Source organism: Bradyrhizobium sp. S3.7.6 (genome assembly GCF_054061875.1).
In genome coordinates this window covers 5,092,761-5,113,994 of sequence record NZ_JBSSEQ010000001.1, presented here as the reverse complement: position 1 = coordinate 5,113,994, position 21,234 = coordinate 5,092,761, and the positions used below count along the sequence as shown (strand labels likewise).

At 62.3% G+C, this 21,234-nt stretch carries 20 protein-coding genes and 1 pseudogene; 6 read left to right on the top strand and 15 right to left on the bottom strand.

Features of this window, described 5'->3' with window-relative positions:
* Positions 1 to 9: 9 nt before the first annotated feature.
* The 8 genes from ACVJ5M_RS24840 to ACVJ5M_RS24805 all read right to left on the bottom strand — a co-directional run bounded on the left by ACVJ5M_RS24840 (position 10) and on the right by ACVJ5M_RS24805 (position 7,546).
* A complete protein-coding gene (locus tag ACVJ5M_RS24840) occupies positions 10 to 201 on the bottom strand; it encodes a hypothetical protein (RefSeq protein WP_063983274.1) in 192 nt (63 codons plus the stop codon).
* Between the two features lie 204 nt (positions 202 to 405).
* A complete protein-coding gene (locus tag ACVJ5M_RS24835; protein WP_283016499.1) occupies positions 406 to 2,019 on the bottom strand; it encodes an NAD(P)-binding domain-containing protein in 1,614 nt (537 codons plus the stop codon).
* 677 nt (positions 2,020 to 2,696) lie between these two features.
* The gene (locus tag ACVJ5M_RS24830) at positions 2,697 to 3,386 is read right to left on the bottom strand and encodes a MarC family protein (RefSeq protein WP_354099686.1); all 690 of its coding nucleotides are present in this window, start codon (positions 3,384 to 3,386) and stop codon (positions 2,697 to 2,699) included.
* 24 nt (positions 3,387 to 3,410) lie between these two features.
* Positions 3,411 to 3,542, bottom strand: coding sequence for a hypothetical protein (locus ACVJ5M_RS24825; RefSeq protein WP_354099687.1), 132 nt, complete (start codon positions 3,540 to 3,542; stop codon positions 3,411 to 3,413).
* Positions 3,543 to 3,561: 19 nt separating this feature from the next.
* The gene (locus tag ACVJ5M_RS24820) at positions 3,562 to 3,738 is read right to left on the bottom strand and encodes a hypothetical protein (protein WP_014495244.1); all 177 of its coding nucleotides are present in this window, start codon (positions 3,736 to 3,738) and stop codon (positions 3,562 to 3,564) included.
* 49 nt (positions 3,739 to 3,787) lie between these two features.
* Positions 3,788 to 4,138, bottom strand: coding sequence for a phasin (locus ACVJ5M_RS24815; RefSeq protein ID WP_071913875.1), 351 nt, complete (start codon positions 4,136 to 4,138; stop codon positions 3,788 to 3,790).
* Positions 4,139 to 4,165: 27 nt separating this feature from the next.
* Positions 4,166 to 5,029, bottom strand: coding sequence for an alpha/beta fold hydrolase (locus ACVJ5M_RS24810; protein WP_354096496.1), 864 nt, complete (start codon positions 5,027 to 5,029; stop codon positions 4,166 to 4,168).
* Positions 5,030 to 5,038: 9 nt separating this feature from the next.
* Positions 5,039 to 7,546: an alpha/beta hydrolase gene (locus ACVJ5M_RS24805; RefSeq protein ID WP_354096495.1), complete on the bottom strand. Its 2,508-nt coding sequence runs from the start codon at positions 7,544 to 7,546 to the stop codon at positions 5,039 to 5,041.
* Positions 7,547 to 7,678: 132 nt separating this feature from the next.
* Between ACVJ5M_RS24805 and ACVJ5M_RS24800 the strand changes: the two genes are divergently transcribed.
* From ACVJ5M_RS24800 to ACVJ5M_RS24780, 5 genes are all read left to right on the top strand, one after another.
* The gene (locus tag ACVJ5M_RS24800) at positions 7,679 to 8,605 is read left to right on the top strand and encodes an alpha/beta fold hydrolase (RefSeq protein WP_354096494.1); all 927 of its coding nucleotides are present in this window, start codon (positions 7,679 to 7,681) and stop codon (positions 8,603 to 8,605) included.
* Positions 8,602 to 9,198: a hypothetical protein gene (locus ACVJ5M_RS24795; protein ID WP_354096493.1), complete on the top strand. Its 597-nt coding sequence runs from the start codon at positions 8,602 to 8,604 to the stop codon at positions 9,196 to 9,198. The genes ACVJ5M_RS24800 and ACVJ5M_RS24795 overlap by 4 nt, the downstream gene beginning before the upstream one ends.
* Before the next feature lie 93 nt (positions 9,199 to 9,291).
* Entirely contained in the window at positions 9,292 to 9,939 is a 648-nt protein-coding gene (locus ACVJ5M_RS24790) for a CoA transferase subunit A (protein ID WP_063983266.1), read from the top strand.
* Between the two features lie 4 nt (positions 9,940 to 9,943).
* A complete protein-coding gene (locus ACVJ5M_RS24785) occupies positions 9,944 to 10,594 on the top strand; it encodes a 3-oxoacid CoA-transferase subunit B (protein WP_071913865.1) in 651 nt (216 codons plus the stop codon).
* A 13-nt stretch (positions 10,595 to 10,607) separates the two neighbouring features.
* Positions 10,608 to 11,066, top strand: coding sequence for a MaoC family dehydratase (locus ACVJ5M_RS24780; protein WP_354096492.1), 459 nt, complete (start codon positions 10,608 to 10,610; stop codon positions 11,064 to 11,066).
* Positions 11,067 to 11,072: 6 nt separating this feature from the next.
* Here ACVJ5M_RS24780 and fabI read toward each other — a convergent pair.
* The 4 genes and pseudogenes from fabI to ACVJ5M_RS24760 form a co-directional block, all read right to left on the bottom strand.
* Positions 11,073 to 11,862 (bottom strand): annotated as a pseudogene (gene fabI, locus ACVJ5M_RS24775) (enoyl-ACP reductase FabI).
* Positions 11,859 to 13,073, bottom strand: coding sequence for an acetate/propionate family kinase (locus tag ACVJ5M_RS24770; RefSeq protein WP_354096490.1), 1,215 nt, complete (start codon positions 13,071 to 13,073; stop codon positions 11,859 to 11,861). The pseudogene fabI and the gene ACVJ5M_RS24770 overlap by 4 nt, the downstream one beginning before the upstream one ends.
* Before the next feature lie 5 nt (positions 13,074 to 13,078).
* Positions 13,079 to 14,041 carry a phosphate acetyltransferase gene (locus ACVJ5M_RS24765; protein ID WP_354096489.1) on the bottom strand — a complete coding sequence of 321 codons (963 nt, stop codon included), beginning with the start codon at positions 14,039 to 14,041 and terminating at the stop codon, positions 13,079 to 13,081.
* Between the two features lie 29 nt (positions 14,042 to 14,070).
* Complete coding sequence (locus tag ACVJ5M_RS24760; RefSeq protein ID WP_354099688.1) at positions 14,071 to 16,293, bottom strand: DUF3141 domain-containing protein; 2,223 nt, start codon at positions 16,291 to 16,293, stop codon at positions 14,071 to 14,073.
* 151 nt (positions 16,294 to 16,444) lie between these two features.
* Here ACVJ5M_RS24760 and ACVJ5M_RS24755 point away from each other — a divergent pair, with 151 nt between their 5' ends.
* Entirely contained in the window at positions 16,445 to 16,966 is a 522-nt protein-coding gene (locus ACVJ5M_RS24755; RefSeq protein WP_354096485.1) for a GNAT family N-acetyltransferase, read from the top strand.
* A 349-nt stretch (positions 16,967 to 17,315) separates the two neighbouring features.
* Here the strand turns inward: ACVJ5M_RS24755 and ACVJ5M_RS24750 are convergent, their stop codons facing one another.
* The 3 genes from ACVJ5M_RS24750 to ACVJ5M_RS24740 all read right to left on the bottom strand — a co-directional run bounded on the left by ACVJ5M_RS24750 (position 17,316) and on the right by ACVJ5M_RS24740 (position 20,783).
* The gene (locus tag ACVJ5M_RS24750) at positions 17,316 to 17,639 is read right to left on the bottom strand and encodes a hypothetical protein (RefSeq protein ID WP_014495230.1); all 324 of its coding nucleotides are present in this window, start codon (positions 17,637 to 17,639) and stop codon (positions 17,316 to 17,318) included.
* 222 nt (positions 17,640 to 17,861) lie between these two features.
* A complete protein-coding gene (gene ilvD, locus ACVJ5M_RS24745; RefSeq protein WP_354096484.1) occupies positions 17,862 to 19,712 on the bottom strand; it encodes a dihydroxy-acid dehydratase in 1,851 nt (616 codons plus the stop codon).
* A 201-nt stretch (positions 19,713 to 19,913) separates the two neighbouring features.
* Entirely contained in the window at positions 19,914 to 20,783 is an 870-nt protein-coding gene (locus tag ACVJ5M_RS24740; RefSeq protein ID WP_354096483.1) for a VOC family protein, read from the bottom strand.
* Between the last annotated feature and the right edge of the window lie 451 nt (positions 20,784 to 21,234).

The following is a 21,234-nucleotide window of genomic DNA, read 5'->3' as shown; positions in this document are numbered from 1 at the left end:
AGCGTCCGATCAACGCCTGCCCTTCGCCCGCTTTCCGGACTTGCCACCTGTTCGTTCAAGTTTGCTAAGGGCGCTCTCGACATCCTTGATTGCCTTCTTGAGCTGCTTCTCGCGCTTTCCAAGAATGCTCTTGAGTTGTCTTCGCTGCTCGGCGGTCAATGTCGTAAAATCGATCACCTTCGTAAACGCGATGAAGGCCATTGCTTACCTCCCGATGGTGGTGGTCGTTAGGCCGTGATCAATATGTGCAAGGCAGTGAAACAAATATTCTCCAATATCATCGACCTATAGTCAAACGGCATTTCTTCCAGAAATACTCGATCGGCCTTCCGACCCACGGGCCCTCGTGGTGAGCGCGAGAGAAAGCGGTAGCAACTGACATCGCGCTACCACGCCGTCGTTATTTCACTTCCGCTTTTTGTTCTTGAGCCGCGCCGGTCGCGAGGTGCGCTTCGTGCGACCGAGTCGGGAAGACCTTACAGTCGGAGATTTCTCGTGGGGCCTTGATCGCTGCAACAAGGCGCGGAGCGTGGCAAACTGGCGTTGATCCAGCTGATTGGCGAAGCTCTCGAAATCAGTGGCGTCACTGCCAAGCTGGCTCAACCAGACAAATGCACTATCCAAGGTGCGCAACTCAGGCGTCTGGTATGACAGCAGATCTCGGTAATAAGTTGCCGACTCCTCGCAAAACAGATCACGCGCGATGCCATTTACGAGCCGCCGCACTCCATATTTTATCCCCGTGATGGCCGCTCCTGATATTCCATGGCTCAGCATCGCTCCGAACGTAAAGTTGTGTAGCCCTCGCAGAAACGGAGCAGTGCCGCGGTGCCGCTCGGTGAATTCAAAGGCTTGGCCCAAATAGGGATAGCGCGCGAGGGCCTCGCTTTCCTCGCCCGATGGAGGCGTGAAGCGGTCGCGCCAAAGGGCTATTTGTTCAAAGAATAGGGCGAGCTCGGGACGCGCCGAGAGATCCGCCTCAACGCCGCTCGCAAAAATCATGAAGTCGAATTCGAATCTACGATTGCTGCTTCGAACCCTTGCAATACCGCAAGCTTCGTCGATGAAACTCCATCCGCAGTCGGGGTGCCAGGCGAAATTCTCAAACTCGCGGCATCGCCAATAAGCGTCCTGTGTAGGCGGGACCGGAAGCTCCTCAAGAATGTGACGCATGAACCGCCAGCGGTCCAGGTCCGTCAGATCGCCGAAGTGGCCCAACATACCGGCAAAATTCATCCAAGTGAGTGGGTTGACCCGCGGCATCTCCGAACGGCGGAAGCAAAGGTCTACTCGCGCGGCGCCCGCCTCAAGTGCGAGAGCTGCGTTGTCAAAGGCGGATGCCCCGGCACCAAGGATACCAATGCGCTTTCCTGCAAGCTTGCGAAAATCGATATCATCGGCCGAATGTGCGTAAAGATCTGCCGACAAATGGGCGACCAGAGACTTAGGAGCGCCCCACCTTCCACTTCCCTCAAAGCCTGTCGCAAGAATAATCTTTCTTGCATACACCCGCTCAATTCCTTCGGAACGACGGAGATGGGCAAGGAAGATGCCATTCGCCGGCTCAATCAACATTAGTTCGACCTCGTTCTCAACCGGGAGGTCCAGGACGTCTCGGTACCAATCCAGATACGAGCGCCACACCTCCCGAGGGACGGTATCTATGCGACCCCATGCTCGCCGCCCAAATTTTTCCTCGTACCACGCACGCACCGTTAGACTCGGGACGCCGAAATCAATCCCAGTCACCTCCTTCGGAGTCCGCAACCGTTCCATCCGAGCGAAACTGCGCCAAGGTCCTTCGAAACCGCGCTGGCAACGATCGATGATCCTGAAGTTTGCTATGCGCTCAAGCCTCAAGCCGAACGCGATACCCAGTCCGCTCTGTCCAGCGCCGACAACCAGCACGTCCAGAACCGGCACTCCGTCCATAAATCGCGGGACGGTCCACTCCCGAGCCGGATAGTCCAAATAAGTCAGCTCGCGTCGAACGCGCTTCGTGAGTTGGGAGACGCTCATGGGACATTCCTGCCGCTGCGCTCTTGTTAGAAATGACTTTTGCCATTCGGCTTAGTTCTGTCCCATTACCACAGGTCTGATTGCAGAAAAATCGACCGCCCGACCGCCATTGGGTTTCGCACAGAGCGATTTTGGCCCGCAAGACAGCGGGCTATTATTCTAGCGCTCACTCAAATGCTGATCCGCTCGACGATCGAGCCATCAGTTGCCTCCGATCGCGAGACACGCAACATCGACAATCAACGCGCCTATCGGTGACGATCTGAGCGTCAATCGACTGAAAGACTCAGGCTAGCTCGCCCATCAGGTAGCCTCATAGCGGCACGCTTAGCCGCGTTCCTGACGAAGTCCCCTGCCCGCCCAATCGGCGTAGTGCCGAATTTGCGAGGGTCCATTCGTAGCTCGTCACCGTAGCATTGTACGCGAGCTCCGCGCGGATCGTCAGAATTTGCAATGAGTTCAACTTCTTGGCTAGCGTTGTTTGGAGGAGCGGTGACAGATCACTGACCGCGGCTTTTGACCGTAGGTTCAGAGGACGGTTTTTCCTGAGGAATGGCTGGAAGGCTCAAACCGCTCGAGGTAGAGCGCCAAACGCCGATAGAGACGGACTCTACCTGATCATCACCGGACCAACCTCGGAGTCGCATTGGCCGATTGTGCGGTCGGCGTGCTTCCACCTATTGAATAGCGCGCGAAGCGCTGTCCAATATGGACCGCGCGACCTCGGAAACGCCGGTGAGGATGATCTGCACGCCGATGCAGAGCAGCAGGAAAGCTGACAGTTTCGTCACCACGCTGGTGCCCTCCTCGCCGAACAGGCGCGCCATTGCGCTCGATTTCCGGTAGGCGTGGTAGATCGCGGCAGTCACGGCGAACGCCACCAGAAGCGAAACGATCGATGACTGGAACATCGCATCGAGGCTGCTGGTGCGGCTAATCCCGATCGCGATGGCTGTCGCGATCGTTCCCGGCCCGGTCGTCAGCGGAATTGTGAGGGGAAAGAAGGCCATGCGTTTCATGGTCGCATGATCGGGGGACGAGACCTCGTGAGGCCCGGCCGGGCCCGAGGGTGCGTGGAGCATGGACCAGCCTGTCGCTGCGACCACGAGGCCGCCGGCAATCCGAAGCGCCGGGATGGTCACGCCGAAGAAGTTGAGGATCTGGCTGCCCAGAAACAGCGACACCAGCAGGACCACGAAGGCATATCCGGCAACCCGCAGCGCAAGGCTCGCGCGCTCGTCTTCAGAAAGACCTCTCGTCTTGTCGAGGAAGATGAAGGCCAGTCCGTAGGGATTGATGATCGCGAACAGCGCGCCGAAGCCGAACAGGAAATCGGCAACGAACCCCGATGTGGCGATATCACGCATGCTGCGCCCGCTCCGCTCTTCGGCTTACGGCCATGTGAAGCCGGGCGCTTTGAAAACGGCCAGATTGTCGAGCGTCTTGCGCAGAACCTCGAACAGCACGGCCACCGACCAGCTGTTGGCGACACCGGCCGGCATGCCGACGAAAAACCGGGGCATCATCCGATCAAACCGGATCTCACTTGCCCTTGCCGGGTGATCGCTCAAGACGCGATCTCTGCGCGCGCATGCGCTTGATCTCCTCCCTGAGCGCCTCGGCTTTTTCGTCTCGTTGCTCGCTCGCCGTTTCCAAGGGTTCGTCGCGAAGCAACTTCTGGAGTGCCTTTTCGACAGAAAGCTTGTTGGTCTCGGCCATACCAGACCTTTCTGACGCTACCGCGTCTGTCAGTACCGTGGTTGCAGTCTCAGCTCTTCGGACTGAACATGCCGCCGGCCGCCTTCATCGCCGCCTCACCCATGGTCTTGGTCTGGTCGGTCAGGGCCCGCATCTGCTCCTGGAAGAAATCGGCTTGAAGCTTGAGTGCGTCCTGGACATCCTTGGCATGGATCAGCTTGTCGCTGAGGTCCAGGGTCGCTGTGACATTGCGCTGCATGAAACTGCAAAACTCCTTCGCCTGGTTCGCGATCGGCAGAGGCGACGAACTGATCCCCTTCTCCAGCATCTCGAAATAGTCGGCGTTGGCCTTACGCAGGCGGCCAAGTGCCTCGGTCAGCGCCGCACGGACGTTATCTGCGGATAGATTGATCTCTGCCATGACGTCTCTCCCTTCAGGTGTTAGCAGTTACGCGGTAAGTCCTCCGAACCAGGCGCCGAAATAACCGGCGTAGAGCGCGGGTACTTCGAGATTCATCGAGTGCCCGACGCGCGGCACGATCACGAGACGGCAATCCGGCATCGCATCGGCCATGACGTGAAGATCGGATGGCAGAATCCAGCCGTCCCATTCGCCCCATAGCACCAGATGCGGATGCTTCAGCTCCGGCATGCGGCGCTCGAGCTCTCTGCTCTCTCTTTCCTTCGTGAGGTTGACCGGCGTTCCGATCCAGATGCCCTCGGAGACGCCAAAGGTCTGCTCGATGATGCGGTCGAACAACGCCTGGATGTCCTTCAATCCCTCCCGAAATCGAGGCACGGCGTTCGGCGCCATGCTCTCGGGCACGAACAGCGAGGACGCCGCGGTCGCCATGATCGTCCGTGTCAGATCCTTGCTCGCCATCATCGCCCGAAACAGGCCGATCTGGTCGGCATTGAAAGACATGCCGAGCGGCGTCACCGGATCGAGTGCGAACACGCGCCCGAAACGCTGCGGCTGCATCAAGAGCATGCGGGCCGCGATGATGCCGCCGGTCGAATGCGTCGCGAGATGGCAATAGCCGATGTCGAGCATATCGAGTGCCGCCAGCATGTCCTCGGCATGCTGCTGCATGGAGTAGTTCGAATAATCGGCGGCAGGCTTCGGCCGGTCGCTGTCCCCGCAGCCGCGCCAGTCGATGGCGATGACACGCAGGCCCGTTGGAAACAAGGGCGCAGCCAGCTCGATCCAGTCCTTGCTGGCGAGATTGCCATGGATGAAGACGACGGTCACTTCGCCTCGGCCCCACTCCCGCCAGCCAAGCTCGATTTCACCCGCCTGCACCCGTGGCATAGACCGATCCTATTTGTTGAGACCGGCGGTTGGTGCCGCACCGGGAGGTGTTGGCGCCACTGGCAGGGCGGATACCACGGAACCCTTGATCATGCGATCTGTGCCGAGGGGCGATGAGGTGTCGACCGTTCCCTTCGTGACGAAGTCCACGACGTCGGCGGAATATTCCACCGGATTGTCGGTATGGATGAAGTGCCCGGTCTCCGGATAGATTTTCAGAATCGGCCGGTTGCCCGCATTGGTCATGCGCGTCATGAACGGCGTGATGACGTCGCGTCCGAGATCGGTCAACCCGTTGAAGGCGGGCGTCGGGATGAACGGCTCCTTGTCACCGAAAGCGAGGAAGATCGGCGCCTTGATCTGGGTGACCCGCTCGTAAAGGTTCTTCGGATCATCCTGCTGGAGCTCGGCTCCGATCGTATAGATGTCGAAGATGAAGACGTTGCACCACTGTTCGAGCTCCTTGGGGTTGCCCTTGGTAAGCCCGACGCGCTGCTCGGTATGGAAGCGCGCATATTCGCTGTCGCTGAAGAAGTAGCCGCTCTTCGCCGCCGACACCACGCCGGTGTCGGGATCACGTTTCTTGAAATAGAAGAAGTCGCGAATGCCCTGCTCGTCCCGGGCCTTCTCCGCCGCCAGGATGCCGGTCTGGTCCCAGATCTGCTTCCACTTGTCGAAGTCGCGACCGAGTCCCGGTTGGAACAGAGGTGCCTTCTTGTCTTTCGCGATCGTAATGTCGCGCGGGTATTCCTCGAGTCCGGATGGTGCTTCGAGCGCGAGGCCCTGCACCGCATCCGGCCAGGTCAGGGCGTACCCAGTGACGAACTGACCGCCCAGCGAGTGGCCGAGATAATAGGCTTTCTTGACGCCAAGCTGGTTTACGACGAGGTCGTAGATGACCTCGCGCATATCCTGCATGGTGCGCGCCGGGCTCTTATCGAGATTACCGGGCCCGGACATGCCGTAGTTCGGCAAGTCTGGCACGATCACACGCAAGCCACTCCGCAGCGCATATTGCATGATGTTGCCATAGTGCCCGCCGAATGCGCCCTTGCCGTGGATGATGATGAGGACCTTGGGATCCTTGTCGGCGCCGGCATACTCATCCATGTAACCGATCTGCCAGGTGTTGCCGATCTTGTCCTTGGCGCTGGCGTATTTGACCGGATACGGATAGGTCACGAAGTCCTTCCAGAAGGACTTGCTTGGATCGATGTTTTCGGCGACCCCCGGTACGCGATAATTCTTGTCGACGAACATCCTCGCGCGATCGAGAGCCGCGACGTCGTCCATGAAGGCGACGAACTTCGGATCGTTCTTGCGCTGGTTGATGATCGGGAACACGCCGTAATGGGCGACCGGGCTCTCCTGCGCGATCAGGTCCGCGCCCGGCACGCGATCTACGGCCTTCTGCGCCAGCTTGAAGTTCAGCCAGAGATCGTTGGTGATGTGCATCACCAGTGTGCGCGACTGGATGCGGCCGAGATATGGATTGATGTTGTGGGTCTCACCGACCCGGTTGCGCCAGACGAGATCGACGGCGTCATAGAGCTTGGCACGGTTGGTGACACTCAGACCGGCCTTCTCGTTCGGCGGATCCCAGTAGAATATCTCGGGCTGGACCGCGGCCCAGTTCTGGGTCGTGCGGAAGCCGAAGTCGTAGCCCGTCATGCCCAGAATCGACCAACCGAACGCCACACCCGGCATCGGGTGCTTCTCCTTGGGCAGATTGTAGTAGTCGCCCTTGGTCGCCTGCCAGACCGGATCGCCCTCGATCGCGGCCGTCATCATCTGGAAGGTCCAGTTGCCGACGGGGTCTTCACCGTCCGACTGCGTGGTGCCGCCGATCGGCATCAGGGCGCCGATATATTCGGGATGCATGACCCCCCACACGTAGGTCTGGGTGCCGCCCATGGAGACGCCCGTGACAAGCGCGACGCGCGCCACCTTCAACTCGTCGCGCAGCAGGCGGTAGTTCGCCTGCACCATGTCGTAGTAGCTGTACTGCGGAAACTTGATGCCGAGGCCGTCGGAAGGTTTGCTTGCGCCCCACGTGCCCAGCGGGTCGACCATGATGACGTAGTAGCGGTCGGTGTCGATCGGCCGTCCGGGGCCGATGATCGGGACGCCGCCCGACAGGGCCGCGCCCTTGACCCACTGTTCGTACATATCGGTGGAATCGCCGGAATAATAGGAATTGATCACGACCGCGTTGGTGATCTCACCGGCGGCATTGCGCCGCGCGTTGCCGATCGCGATGTATCCGGTACGCAGCTTGCCTGCCCCGAGCGATTCCAGCGTCACGCCGCCCTCGCCGCCATTCTCCCATTTGGAGGGATTGGCCAGGTCGTACTTGCCGCCAAGCCGGAAGTTCGCGATCTCATAGGTCTTTTTGAGCCCGTCATGCTGCATCTGCGATGAGCGCCGCGTGAACGGCTGGGCGACAGCGAGCGCGGTGCCGACCAGCAACAGGATCAGGCTAACGAAGCAACGCTTGAGTGCGCTTCTCCCGTTCATGACGAACTCCCTCCTGGCGGTATTTTGCGCGAACGCTAGGCTGGACCTCCTCCTGAGGTTTGATTTAGCTCAATGGAATCCTCAGGCCTGCGTTGAGGATCGTGGTCATCGTCACGCTGGCCGGTCCCCGCAATGCCCTTCCTCAGTCATGGCTCATATCGTATCCGCTATGAGCTCGACGGACCGGCGAATGCGCCTGCCTATGTGCTGGTGAACGGTCTCACGCAGTATTCCGAGCTTTGGGGCGCGTATCGCGACACGCTGATCGCACGGCGGTTCCGGGTGGCTACCTTCGACCTGCTCGGCCAGGGCGTCTCCGACAAGCCCGCGCTGTTCATCGATCAGGACGACCACATCGCCGTGCTGCATCGCCTGATCGGCGAACTTGGCGACGGTCCGGTCTTCCTCAGTGGCATCAGTTTCGGTGGCCTGATCGCGTTGCGCTATGCCATCGAGCATGGCGCGCGGCTGTCGGGCCTTGTGCCGATGAGCTGCTTTGCCGAGCTTTCACCACAACTGCTTCTGATCGGCAACGCCTTGCGCACCGGCCTCATTCTGGGCGGCACCGGCTACCTCCAGGATCTGCTGCTGCCGATGAACCTGTCCGACCAGTGGCTGAAGCCGCTGCTGGACAAGCTCGACAGCGTGAAGCGGCAGGGCTGGCTGGTCAACGACGTGTACGCCCTTCAGAACCTGATGGAGTCTTTCCTCGACTTCAAGCCGCTGACGCCGCAGCTCTCCTCAATATCCGTCCCGACCATGATCCTGAACGGCGAGTTCGACTTCCTCACGCCGCGGGCGCTGCACGAGACGTTGCGTGTGGAAATTCCTGACAGTGCGCTCGTCATCATTCCGAGGGCCTATCACGCCTTCACGCTCGAAAAGGCTGCATTAACAGCCGACCTGCTGGCGCGCTTCGCCGAGGACGTGTTGGCTGGCCGCTGGCAGGGCAACAAGCAGGTCTTGATCGCGCCGGAGGATGCCGGCGGAGACTTTTCGCCGTTTCCCGCCGGCTATGACCATCTGCGCGCGATTCCGATGCAGAGGCCAGCAACATGAGCGCATTCTTCGGACCGCTGCAAGCCGACGGGCGCGTGCCGCCGCGCCAGCAGACGCGGGTCGCCGCGTTCCTGGTTTCTGCGCATGGTGCGCTGGCACGGCAATTCGCGGTCGCCCTGCCCGCGAGATTCGATGCCGCCTGGCAGACCGAATTGCACGCGCAGTTCTATCGCGAGAGCGAGATCGTCTCGCTTCTCATGCGCGCGACCGCCTGGGTCCCGGACCTCGCGCTGGGCCCCATGGCGGCATCCTGGGAGATGGCCTGGCTCCCCGCCCCGATCGAAGGCATCGCCGACCACACCCGCGCACAGAACATTCACCTCGCGACGCTCGCACATGCGGTCCATGCCGGGATCCGGCCGGCGGCCCTGCTGCCGACGGAAGCGAACGCGAACGATCCCTTCGTGATGGCGCTGCGCCGCATCGAGTTCGAAAGCGGCCGCCTGTTACAGGCGCAGATTCTGTTCCTGAAGGGCCCGGACCTCCTACCTTTCCGGGATGCCGTCAGCGCGACGCTCGAACGGCGGCATGCCGAGGTGCGCAGGCTCTGGCACGAGACCCTTGCAGGCGTCGGCGTTGGCCCGCGCGAATGACCCGGCAACCTTGACGCAGATCAAAGCCGAGAGTCTGCCCGCCCCCAACATCGGTCCAGTATTCACCTGCGCCTGCCGACCGGAGTTCCGCCCATGAAGGCCGTTTCCGTCGAAGAAGCCGTTGCGATGATCCCGGCCGGTGCGAGCGTCATGGTCGGCGGCTTTATGGGCGTCGGAACCCCGGAGCGCCTGCTTGACGAACTCGTGCGGCAGAACAAGACCGGCCTGTCGCTGATCTGCAATGACGCCGCCACCCCCGGCAAAGGCGTCGGCAAGCTGTTCGACGCTGCGCTGGTCTCAAGGCTGACGGCAACGCATATCGGCCTCAATCCGAAGGCGCAGCAGCAGATGCTCGCGAACCAGATCGCCGTCGATCTCGTGCCGCAAGGCACCTTTGTCGAACGCATCCGCGCAGGCGGATGTGGCCTCGGCGGCGTGCTGACGCCGACGGGCGTCGGAACGCTGGTTGCCGAAGGCAAGCGTCAGATCGAGGTGGATGGCAAGCCGTTCCTGCTGGAGACGGCATTGCGGGCGCAGTACGCGCTGGTTCACGCGTTTCTCGCCGACTATCTCGGCAATCTCGCTTACGCACTGACCTCCCGCAACTTCAACCCGGTCATGGCGATGGCTGCCGACACGGTCATCGTCACTGCAGAGAACATCGTGCCCGTCGGTGTCATCGCGCCCGATCACGTCGTGACCCCGGCGCCGCTCGTCGATTACCTCATTACCAACGGGTGAGATCATGGACCCGCAGATCATCATCGCCCGACGCGTCGCCAGGGAGTTGAAGAGCGGAAACCTCGTCAATCTCGGCATCGGCATTCCGACCTTGGTTGCGAATTACGTTCCGGCCGATTTGAAAGTCTTTTTTCAGTCGGAGAACGGATTGATCGGCACCGGGCCGATTCCCGAACAAGGCATGGCGCATCCGACGCTGACAGACGCCGGCGGCCGCCCCATTAGCGCGCTCCCAGGTGCGGCGACCTTCGACAGCGCGATGTCGTTCGGACTGATCCGCGGCGGCCATGTCGACGTCACCGTGCTCGGCGGCCTCCAGGTCGATGCGCATGGGCTTCTCGCCAACTGGATGATCCCGGGCAAGATGGTGCCGGGCATGGGCGGGGCGATGGACCTCGTCAGCGGCGCCAAGCGGGTCATCGTCGCCATGCAACATGCAGCGAAGGGCAAGTCGAAGATCGTCAAGACATGCAACTTGCCTCTGACCTCGGCGCGCCCGGTCCACCTGGTCGTGACCGACATGGCGGTCATCGGTTTTGCGGACGGCAAGGCGACGCTGCTCGAGACCGCTCCAGGTGTCAGCGTTGGCGAGGTTGTGGCGGTGACAGAGGCCGAATTGGTCATTCCTGACAACATCCCGGAAATGACGATCTGACGAGGTCACGACCATGCGGATATTCAGCGACTTCAACGAGATCAAATCCGCGGTCGGCACCGAGATCGGCGCGAGCGACTGGATCGAAGTGACCCAGGATCGGATCAATAAATTCGCCGAAGCAACCTGTGACGAACAATGGATCCATGTCGACCAGGACCGCGCCAGGAAGGAAGCGCCCGGCGGCACCACCATCGCTCACGGCCTGCTGTCGCTCTCGCTTGCTCCACTGTTCATTCGATCCGTGATGGGTTTGAAAGGGCTGCGCAATACGCTGAACTATGGCGCGGATCGCATCCGGTATCTGGCGCCCGTGCCGGCCGGCTCGAAGCTCCGCGGCCGGGTCACCGTCGCTGAAACCGAGGACGTGCCGCCGGAAGGCTTGCGCGTCAACTATCATCTCGTGATCGAGATCGAGGGCGGCAAGAAGCCCGCTTGTGTCGCCGAGCTGATCGCCCTGCACTATCGCTGAGTGCGCTCAGTCGATGATGTGATACCCGCCATCGATATAGAGAACGCCCCCGGTGATCAGCTTGGCACCATCCAGCGCCAGGAACGCGGTGGCATTGCCGACGTCGTCGATGCTGACCAGGCTGCGCGCCGGCGCTTTGGACTGCGCCTTGTCCATGAGCTCGTCGAACTCCGGGATACCTGACGCCGCGCGCGTGGCGAGCGGGCCGGGCGAGATCGCGTGCACGCGGATGCCCTTGGGGCCAAGCTCGGCGGCCGCGTAGCGGACGGCCGCTTCAAGCGCCGCTTTCGCCACGCCCATGATGTTGTAGTTCTCCACCACCATCTGGCTGCCATAATAAGTCATGGTGAACATCGTGCCGCCGTTCTTCATTAGCGGCTCGGCGAGATGCGCCATGCGCAGGAATGACCAGCAAGAGACGTCCATCGTCTTAAGGAAGCCATCGCGGCCGACGTCCAACCACGCGGCCATGGAGCGCCTCCTTCGGCGAGAAGGCGATCGAATGCAGCAGGAAATCGAGCTGTCCCCATTCCTTCGTAATCCGCTCGAACACCGCCTCGGTCTGCCCCTCCGTCATCACGTCCAGCGGCATGAAGATCGGCGCTTCCAGCGCCTGCGCCAGCGGCTCGACGTGTTTCTTGGCGCGATCGTTAAGGTAGGTGACGGCCAGATCGGCCCCAAGCGCACGAAATGCCCTCGCGCACCCCCAGGCAATGGACTGGTCGTTCGCGATGCCGACGACGAGGCCCTTCTTGCCCTTCAGGGCAACCTTTGTATCCGGGAACACGGGGATCATGACACCCTCTCTTGTCTTGGATTGGTCGATTGTCCGTTCATCAACAGCGACAGCGTATGCTGTGCGATCATCAGCTCTTCGTCGGTCGGCACGACGTAGACGGGGATGCGGCTGTCGGAACGCGAGATCAATCTGGAATTGCGGGAGTTCTCGACGGGATCGAGCGTGCCGCCGAGCCATCCGAGCTGCTCGACCACGCGCGCGCGAATGTTCGCCGAATTCTCGCCGATCCCGGCCGTGAAGACGAAGGCGTCGAGGCCCTGCAAGGCGGCCGCGAGCATGCCGGCATTGAGACCGATCCGGTAGACGAAATAGTCGACCGCGAGCTTCGCCTTGGGGTCGGCGCTCGCCTCCAACTCGCGCATGTCATTGCTGACACCGGAGAGCCCCTTCAATCCGCAGTCGCGATAAAGGAAGTTCTGCACGTTTGAGGCGGACATCCCCTTCTCGGAGATAAGATAGATCACCACCCCGGGATCAATCTGGCCTGGACGCGTTCCCATCGGGAGGCCATCGAGCGCTGTGAAACCCATGGTGCTCTCGACGCTGCGCCCGTCCTTGAGCGCGCACATCGACGCGCCGCTGCCGAGATGGGCAACGATCACGCGCCGCTTCGCGATATCGGGCGCCACGCCCGGCAGGGTCCGGGCGATATACTCGTAGGACAGCCCATGAAAGCCATAGCGCCTGACACCCTCGGCATGAAGTTGATGCGGAATGGCATAATGGTCGGCGACGGCATCATGCGTGCGGTGAAATGCGGTGTCGAAGCAAGCAACCTGTGGCAGCGTCGGGAAATTCGCCAGCAGCGAACGGATCGGCGCCAGATTGTGCGGCTGGTGCAGCGGCGCCAGGGTCACAAATCGTTCGAGACGGGACACGACGCCGTGGTCGATCAGTACCGGCCGCGAATAGTCCGGCCCACCATGCACGACCCGGTGACCGACCGCGATCGGTGTGACGCGAAGTTCGTCCCGCAGCCAGTCGCCGGCAACGGCCATCGCCGCCGGAACATCAGGCACAGCCTCGATCGGATAGGCCCGATCGGCCATCGGATCGCCGCTCGGGCCACTTGCCCGCAGACGCGGTCGGCTGCCGATACCGTCCATCTGTCCCTTGATCTGACGACGAAGCGCACCGTCGCCTTCGATCGCATAGACCTGAAACTTCACACTGGACGAGCCGGCATTGACGACGAGGATCGTATCCATGGCGATCACGCGGCAACCGTCGGCGCCTTCCGGCGCCGGGCATGAGCATAGAGCGCGGCGACGGCACAGGACGCCATCCGCGCACGTGGCGAATCCGCGCGCGAGGTCAGCACGACGGGCACGCGCGCACCGAGCACGATGCCGGCGCCATCGGCCTTGGCGAAATAGGCGAGATTCTTGGCGAGCATGTTGCCGGACTCAAGGTCCGGAACCATCAGGATCTGGGCGCGGCCGGCGACCTCGGATGTGATGCCCTTGATCCGCGCGGCTTCGAGATCGATGGCATTGTCGAAAGCCAGCGGGCCGTCGAGGATGCCGCCGGTGATCTGGCCGCGATCAGCCATCTTGCACAGGGCAGCGGCTTCGATTGTCGAGGGGATTTTCGAGGTCACGGTCTCGACGGCGGACAGAATCGCCACCCGCGGCGTCTTGCCGAACCCTGCCTGGTTGTAGAGGTCGATCGCGTTCTGAATGATGTCGCGTTTGGCGTCAAGATCGGGGAAGATGTTGATCGCCGCATCCGTCACGAAGATGGTCTCTGCATAGGCCGGCACATCCATCACGAAGACATGGCTGATACGTCGATCGGTGCGCAAGCCACCGGTCTTGGCCGTGACGGCGCGCATCAATTCGTCGGTGTGCAGGCTGCCCTTCATCAACAGCTCGCCTTTGGCGGCATGGATGAGCTCGACGCCCTTGGCCGCGGCTTCGTCGCTGTGCGCGGCATCAACGATCTCGAAGCCGGACACATCGAGATCGCACCGGGCGGCGGTATCCTTGATCTTCCGCTCGGGCCCGACGAGCACGGGCCGGATAATGCCGGCGCTTGCGCTGTCGATGGCACCGCGCAGCGAGGTCTCGTCGCAAGGATGCACCACGATGGTCGGCGTTGGCGGCGCACCCTTCGCCGCCGCAATTAAGCGATCGTACTTGCTACCGGGCTGGGTTTGCGTCGTGTCGGCCGACATGATGTCACTCCCGATCCTGCCAATCCGCGTTACGACGCCCTTGCCTTGGGATCGAAAGGAGCGACGTTCGATGTCAACTCCCCCTCTCCGTCCAGACCGAAAAGCGCGGCGACGCGCTTCAGGCGATTGGCCCGCTCGCCGGTGATGTCCTCACTCGCCGACAGCACCTCGCGCATCGCCGAGAAGGCCGCACGCCGCTGGTCGGTATCGTCGGGCAACAATTTCGGGATCGCAGCGAGAGCACCTTCGCGATCAAGAAGCAGCATGAAGAACTGCTCACGCACCAGCTTCTTGAATTCCGACAGCGTTATGCGGGCGCCGGCATGGTCACGCCGAACCTGCCGCAACGCCTCGATGCTCCGCTCATCCACCATGCCGCGTGCGGAGCCAACATAAAGCAGCGCGCGGAGCGCCGCTTCGCGGAGCCCGCCCTCACCGATGTGCGATTTTAGCTCGGCGATCCGTGCCGCGAGCATGGCGCGATGCTCCGGCGACATCTCCCGGCGGCGCGAGGGAACGGAATTAGGGTCGACGCCGACCGCGGCCTGGAGCAGCGGCGAGCCGTAGAGGTTGAGGAAGACGGCCTCGCTCAGCGCCTCCTGCGCGTCGCGCCAGCTATCCAGCGCGTGCACGATCTGCTTCGACATTTGTTCCTGGAATGACAGGAATGGATTGTCCTTTGAAGCCGGCTTGCGATCCTTCTCGACATGATCGGCAGCCGACTTGACCGTGGACATCCAGGGGTTCTGGCTGCTGAACGTCTCGTATTGCAGCCGCAGCGGATGCATGTTGCGGGCCCATTCCGCGAGTTGGGGCGTCACCATGCCCTTCACCCACGGCCGCATGAATTTCCGATAGGCAGCGAGATTGAGCTCCGAGACACGCTTGGCCGCGGCGAAGCGCCGCTCGTCCTCGGGCGAATTTCCGCCCATCGCGTGGATATCGTCCAGCGTGCGGGCCTCGCACCGCATCACCCACTGGCCTGCCGCAAGATCCGCATTGAGCGTCTCGTTGCCACGGGCCTCGAACGTGGCCTCGTAGAGCCCTGGCGGCAGCACGTCGATCAGGTCGATGTTGCTGGAGAACTCAGCGTGCTCCTTCTTGGCCACGCCGCCGGATACGAAGATCCCGAGATGACCGATGCTCTCGTGAACGGTATAGACAATGGTCTGTCCGTAAGCTCTGATCTCGTCGACGTCGGCGTAGCAGTCCAGTATCCAGTCCAACGCCTGCTGCGGTGGGGTGACATTGTCGCCCTTGGAGCAGAACACAACGATCGGCGAGCGAATGTTGCGCAGATCGACCTTCTGGCCATCGGACATCTCGATCTTGCCGGCGGCGAGATTGTTGCCGATGAACAGTTCGTCGACGATGAACTGGATTTCCTCGGCATTGAGATTGACGTGTCCGCCCCACCAGCGCTCGAAATCGAGATAGCGTTCCGCCTCGGTATCGACCTTGGAGTAGACGTTGTACTGCTTGGTCCAGAGCGTATTCGACGGGTTCTGGTTCTCGAAATTCTGCACCAGCCAGGCGCCGTCGAACTTGCCGGCGCCGAGATCGCTCGTGAGCGCCGTGAGCCAGCTTCCGCCCAGCAGGCCGCCGGAATAGCGCATGGGGTATTTGCCATGCACGCCTGCCCAGTAAGCCAGCGGCGCACCGGCGATGATCAGCGGCCCGAATAATTCCGGCCGCAGTGACGCCAGGATCATGACGGCCCAGCCGGCCTGACAATTGCCGATCACGCAGGGCTTTCCGTCGGCGTCCGGATGACGGCTGATGACGGTCTCGATGAAGGTGGCTTCCACGCGCGCAATGCGTTCGATGGTCTGCCCGGGCATCGGCTCCGGAAGGAAGCCGATGAAGTAGCAGGGATGTCCCGCCTTCATGGCGACGCCGATCTCGCTATCGGCCTTGAAGCCGCCGATGCCGGGTCCATGGCCGGCGCGCGGATCGACCACGACGAACGGACGCCGGCTCATGTCGATCTCAACATCCTTCGGCGGAATGATGCGCACCAGCGCGTAGTTGACCGGTTCGTCCAGCTTCCGGCCGTCCGTGATTAATTCTGCAGCATATTGCAGCACATGCGGCGCGGTCTGGGCGACGTGCTCGCGATACTGGTCGCCACGCTGGCGCATGATGTCCAGGAACAGGACGCTGCGCTGTCCCGCATCGACCATGTATTCCACGGCCGAGGCGACCAGCCCCGACATCGGGCCATCAGGCAGCTTTAAGTCTTTGATTGCCATGTTCGACCTCGTCGTCGCGCGAGGTCATTCAAAAAGGTCGGCGGTCGCTGACGTTGATTTAGGTCAACGGTTGGTGACGGCGTTCGCGTCAATCGGGATCGACCAACCGCCCCGCGGGGGCACGCCGCAATCGGGCCGCGGGAGAGCTTAAGTGCCGGATGCAGCCAATTACAGCCGCCAGGAGAGACTACGCGACGGACGATTGGTCGATATCCGGGCGCTTCGTCCCGAGGATGAGCCCGACATGCTTGCCGCGCTCGAGGAGACCAGCGCTCAATCGCTCCAACGCCGCTTCTTTGTGACGAAGCGTCATTTTTCCGAACGGGAACGCGCTTTCTTCATGGAACCCGATTTCAGAAACCACGTGGCGCTGGTTGCGTGCACGGAAGAGGCGAGCCGCAGCATGATCATCGGCGGTGGTCGCTATGTCATATTCGAGCCTGGACGGGCCGAAGCAGCTTTCGTCGTGATCGATGCCTGGCAGGGACGCGGCGTCGGCGGGCTGCTGACGCACCATCTGATCGCGATCGCCCGCGAGGCCGGTTTGACGGAGTTGACCGCGGAAGTGCTACCGGAGAACGCAGCGATGCTCCGCGTCTTCGACAAGTTTGGCTTCAAGCCAGCAACGACCCGCGAACCCGGTGTAATTCACATGGCATTGAAGCTGTCCTAATACGCGGCCGGTACGAGAGCTCCAGCATCGAGAGAAATGGCGGCGGCGCGTCGCGCCACCGTCCGTTGGTACCGGCACCTCCAAACGCGCGCCCTCACCCCAAGCCTGAATTTTCCGCCGCACGCGATCTGTCAGGCGAGCGTCAGCCTGTTCGTCTAGCTTCGCAACATGTCGGCCGCCGACACACGCCGCCCCTCAGCAATCCCGGACACTGGCGACACCGCCCAGGGCGTCGCCGGTTGCGAGGCCCGGTTGGATTCGCGTCCATTTCCGGGCCTCGTTTGCTGCCTCAAAAGAAAACGGCGCCCCCAAAGGAGCGCCGCCCGACACTCTTCGTCGCTGCGATGGCTCAGTAGCCGCAGGACGCGCAGCCCATCTGCACCGGCGCGTAATAGGAATAGCCTGGCGAAACCATCTCGACGCGCTGGCGCGTGGCGTATTGCGGCGGGATGCGTTCGTACTGGACGCTCGGCGGTGCCACCATCACGGTCTGCGGCACCATCACGGTGCGGTACTGCGCCGGCGTGCGGTGTGCGACGGTTGCGCCGGGCGACACCATCACGGTCTCGTCGACGGTGCGGTATTGCGGCTGCACGTATTGCTGCTGGTAGCAGGTCTGGCACGGCGGCGGCGCGTAGCAATTGTAGCAGCCGGCAGAGGCCGCGCTCGTCATGGAAATCGCGGCGACGACTGTTGAGAAAACGACAGCGAGAGTACGAGACATTGTGGTGGTGCCCCAGTTGCCCAAAATGGATTTGCGAAGGTCGCGAGCAGCATACGCTGCAACATCCCGAGTTGCCGAACTTCGTCGAGGCATCCTTAATGCGAACGGCCGGCTTTCGCCGGCCGTTCAGGACTTGTTGACCATGCGCGCGAGGCGCGGACGGTGCCGCGCTTACTTCGTGCGCCGCTTCACTTCACGCACCGCACCGCGTGCGGCGCTGGTGGTGAGTGCTGCGTAAGCCTGGAGCGCGGTCGAGACGTTGCGCTTGCGGCCCACAGCCTGCCAGGCGGCATCGCCCTTCGCCTCTTCCGCGGCGCGGCGCTTGGCGAGCTCCTCGTCGGAGACTTCCAGCGTGATGCTGCGGTTCGGGATGTCGATGGCGATGCGGTCGCCGGTACGCACCAGACCGATGTTGCCGCCTTCCGCCGCTTCCGGCGACAGATGGCCGATCGACAGGCCGGACGAGCCGCCGGAGAAGCGTCCGTCGGTGACGAGCGCGCAGGCTTTGCCGAGGCCCATCGATTTCAGGTAGCTGGTCGGATACAGCATCTCCTGCATGCCGGGGCCGCCGCGCGGACCTTCGTAAATGATGACCACGACCTCGCCGGCAACAACCTTGCCGCCCAGGATGCCTTCCACAGCGGCGTCCTGGCTTTCGAACACGCGCGCCGGGCCGGAGAATTTCAGGATCGAGGCGTCGACGCCCGCGGTCTTCACGATGCAGCCGTCCTGCGCGAGGTTGCCGTAGAGCACGGCGAGACCACCATCCTTGCTGAAGGCATGCTCGAGGTTGCGGACCACACCCTTCTCGCGATCGCTATCGAGCTCGTCGTAACGGCGCTCCTGGCTGAAGGCGACTTGGGTCGGAATGCCGCCGGGCGAAGCGCGGAAGAACGTGCGGACAGACTCGCTCTTGGAGCGCTTGATGTCCCAGCGCTCCAGCGCGTCGTTCATGGTCGGCGCGTGCACGGTCGAGACCGAGGTGTCGATCAGGCCGGCGCGGTCGAGCTCGCCCAGAATGCCCATGATGCCGCCGGCGCGATGCACGTCCTCGACATGGACGTCGGCGACCGATGGCGCGACCTTGCACAGCACGGGCACGCGGCGCGACAGCCGGTCGATGTCCTGCATGGTGAACTCCACCTGCCCTTCATGGGCCGCCGCCAGCAGATGCAGCACGGTGTTGGTCGAGCCGCCCATGGCGATATCCAGCGTCATCGCGTTCTCGAACGCCTTGAAGTTGGCGACGTTGCGCGGCAGCACGGAGGCATCGTCCTGCTCGTAATAGCGGCGCACGATATCGACGATGGTGTGGCCGGCCTCGACGAACAGGCGCTTGCGGTCTGCATGGGTCGCCACCACCGTGCCGTTGCCGGGCAATGCGAGGCCAAGCGCTTCGGTCAGGCAATTCATCGAATTGGCCGTGAACATGCCCGAGCAGGAGCCGCAGGTCGGACACGCCGAGCGCTCGATCACCTTGACGTCCTCGTCGCTGACCTTGGAGTCGGCGGCCGCCACCATGGCGTCGATGAGGTCGACGGCCTTGGTCTTGCCCTGCAGCGTGACCTTGCCGGCCTCCATCGGGCCGCCCGAGACGAACACGGCGGGGATGTTGAGCCGCAGCGCGGCCATCAGCATGCCGGGCGTGATCTTGTCGCAGTTGGAGATGCAGACGAGGCCGTCGGCGCAGTGCGCGTTGGCCATGTACTCGACGCTGTCGGCAATCAGTTCGCGCGACGGCAGGCTGTAGAGCATGCCGTCATGGCCCATGGCGATGCCGTCATCGACCGCGATGGTGTTGAATTCCTTGGCGACGCCGCCGGCCTGCTCGATCTCGCGCGCCACGAGCTGGCCGAGGTCCTTGAGGTGGACGTGGCCGGGCACGAACTGGGTGAAGGAGTTCACGACCGCGATGATCGGCTTGCCGAAATCGGCATCCTTCATGCCCGTCGCGCGCCAGAGGCCGCGGGCGCCCGCCATGTTGCGGCCGTGGGTGGTGGTGCGGGAGCGATAGGCTGGCATGGCGGTTTCCGTCCTCGGTTGGGTCAGCCGGGCGGAAAAATGGAAGCCGCCTCAGGCCTTTCCGGCCGGATAGCGCACGGGCTGGGCGCGCGCAACGGGAACTTGCCCCGAAACGACCCGGATCGGCCCCGCGCAGGCCTCCCCTGCTCCGGGCGCGGGTTATTGCAGGGTCGCGCCAGCGCCGGACGAACGCCGCAGCAGCTAGCGCTTCGGCTTGGGCAGCACAATTCTCCCCTGGGAGGCGATGCCGCCCCACTTGGCGGACCACCCGACTTCCGAGGCCGAGAATGGCTCGATGCCTGCATGACCCCCGGCACCCTGCAGTGCAAACAGCGCGCCCTGGGGATCCACACATCGTGCGATCCAGCAGCCATCAGGCAATTCGATCGGACCCTGGAGGATCCGGCCTCCACCAGCATTCACATGCTTCGTCGCAGCGCCGATGTCGTCGACATTGAAGTAATGCAGCCAACATGGCTGCGCTACGCTCGAAAGTTTCGTCAGCATGCCGCCGACCGTTTGCCCCCCCGCCGAAAACAATTGGTACCAGTCCGCTGGATCGGTTTGAGCGTCAGCCTTCTGCCAACCAAATAGTTCTCTGTAGAAATCCAAGATCACGGTCCGGTCGGCGGCCAATAGCTCATGCCAGCCTACGCGCCCGGGCTCGTCCAGCCGGCCCGGTTTCCATCGGCCATATGTCGGTTTCTCGATCAGCCCGAACGTCGCTTCCTGCGGATCGGCAGCGACTGCTATTCGGCCAATATTGGTGTCGGTCGGCGGCACAAAGATCGTGCCTTCGAGACGCCTGATCTGCGCGGCAGCCCCGTCCAGGTCGTCGACAGCGACGTAACCCATCCATCTCGGCGTTGCCCCTGATCTTCGCCCCTCTTCCGGGATATCCATAAGGCCGCCCAGTGGGGTGCCGCCGCTACGAAGCACCGTGTAAGGCAGTTCCGGAGTCGATTCATCCGTCACGCCCCAGCCGACGACCTTGCGATAGAATGCGCCCGCCGCCGCGACGTCCGTGGTCAGCAGTTCGTACCAAGCGAAACGTCCGAGTTGATCCGCCACGCCGATCTCTCCGTTCAAACCTGGATGCGATTGCGGCACTGCACCAAGTTGCCCTCGCACCGAGAGCGTTGATCGTTGACGCGTTGTGTCAACCGGCCGTGCCGGTTGCCGTTCATGAAGATGAATACATCCCGAACGTGCAGCCCCGCGCTTTTGTGCGCGTAATTGTTGCCCGCGTTATTTCCTGGGCGTAGACTTACCGCGGCTGGGATACTTCTTGCAATGCTCGGAGGTTCGACCATGCGGCAGGCGAAGAAGACTTCTAAAGGGAAGAAGCGAGTAAGCAAAGTCGCCGTGCCGGCGTTCGGAGCCGCAGGGTTGACGTTCTCGCTGGCGGGAGGCGCATCGGCGTCCGCCGTGCCGACACCCGACGTACAACAATTGCCGCACCTTGGAACGGGCCAGGCAATCACGCTCGATGAAGAGGAAATGGCTGACGTCAGCCTGGCCA

Bases quoted from the DNA above. Each gene is read 5' to 3' on its own strand.
- ACVJ5M_RS24840 (WP_063983274.1), bottom strand. From the start codon at position 201: ATGGCCTTCATCGCGTTTACGAAGGTGATCGATTTTACGACATTGACC.
- ACVJ5M_RS24835 (WP_283016499.1), bottom strand. From the start codon at position 2,019: ATGAGCGTCTCCCAACTCACGAAGCGCGTTCGACGCGAGCTGACTTAT.
- ACVJ5M_RS24830 (WP_354099686.1), bottom strand. From the start codon at position 3,386: ATGCGTGATATCGCCACATCGGGGTTCGTTGCCGATTTCCTGTTCGGC.
- ACVJ5M_RS24825 (WP_354099687.1), bottom strand. From the start codon at position 3,542: ATGCCCCGGTTTTTCGTCGGCATGCCGGCCGGTGTCGCCAACAGCTGG.
- ACVJ5M_RS24820 (WP_014495244.1), bottom strand. From the start codon at position 3,738: ATGGCCGAGACCAACAAGCTTTCTGTCGAAAAGGCACTCCAGAAGTTG.
- ACVJ5M_RS24815 (WP_071913875.1), bottom strand. From the start codon at position 4,138: ATGGCAGAGATCAATCTATCCGCAGATAACGTCCGTGCGGCGCTGACC.
- ACVJ5M_RS24810 (WP_354096496.1), bottom strand. From the start codon at position 5,029: ATGCCACGGGTGCAGGCGGGTGAAATCGAGCTTGGCTGGCGGGAGTGG.
- ACVJ5M_RS24805 (WP_354096495.1), bottom strand. From the start codon at position 7,546: ATGAACGGGAGAAGCGCACTCAAGCGTTGCTTCGTTAGCCTGATCCTG.
- ACVJ5M_RS24800 (WP_354096494.1), top strand. From the start codon at position 7,679: ATGCCCTTCCTCAGTCATGGCTCATATCGTATCCGCTATGAGCTCGAC.
- ACVJ5M_RS24795 (WP_354096493.1), top strand. From the start codon at position 8,602: ATGAGCGCATTCTTCGGACCGCTGCAAGCCGACGGGCGCGTGCCGCCG.
- ACVJ5M_RS24790 (WP_063983266.1), top strand. From the start codon at position 9,292: ATGAAGGCCGTTTCCGTCGAAGAAGCCGTTGCGATGATCCCGGCCGGT.
- ACVJ5M_RS24785 (WP_071913865.1), top strand. From the start codon at position 9,944: ATGGACCCGCAGATCATCATCGCCCGACGCGTCGCCAGGGAGTTGAAG.
- ACVJ5M_RS24780 (WP_354096492.1), top strand. From the start codon at position 10,608: ATGCGGATATTCAGCGACTTCAACGAGATCAAATCCGCGGTCGGCACC.
- ACVJ5M_RS24770 (WP_354096490.1), bottom strand. From the start codon at position 13,073: ATGGATACGATCCTCGTCGTCAATGCCGGCTCGTCCAGTGTGAAGTTT.
- ACVJ5M_RS24765 (WP_354096489.1), bottom strand. From the start codon at position 14,041: ATGTCGGCCGACACGACGCAAACCCAGCCCGGTAGCAAGTACGATCGC.
- ACVJ5M_RS24760 (WP_354099688.1), bottom strand. From the start codon at position 16,293: ATGGCAATCAAAGACTTAAAGCTGCCTGATGGCCCGATGTCGGGGCTG.
- ACVJ5M_RS24750 (WP_014495230.1), bottom strand. From the start codon at position 17,639: ATGACGAGCGCGGCCTCTGCCGGCTGCTACAATTGCTACGCGCCGCCG.
- ilvD (WP_354096484.1), bottom strand. From the start codon at position 19,712: ATGCCAGCCTATCGCTCCCGCACCACCACCCACGGCCGCAACATGGCG.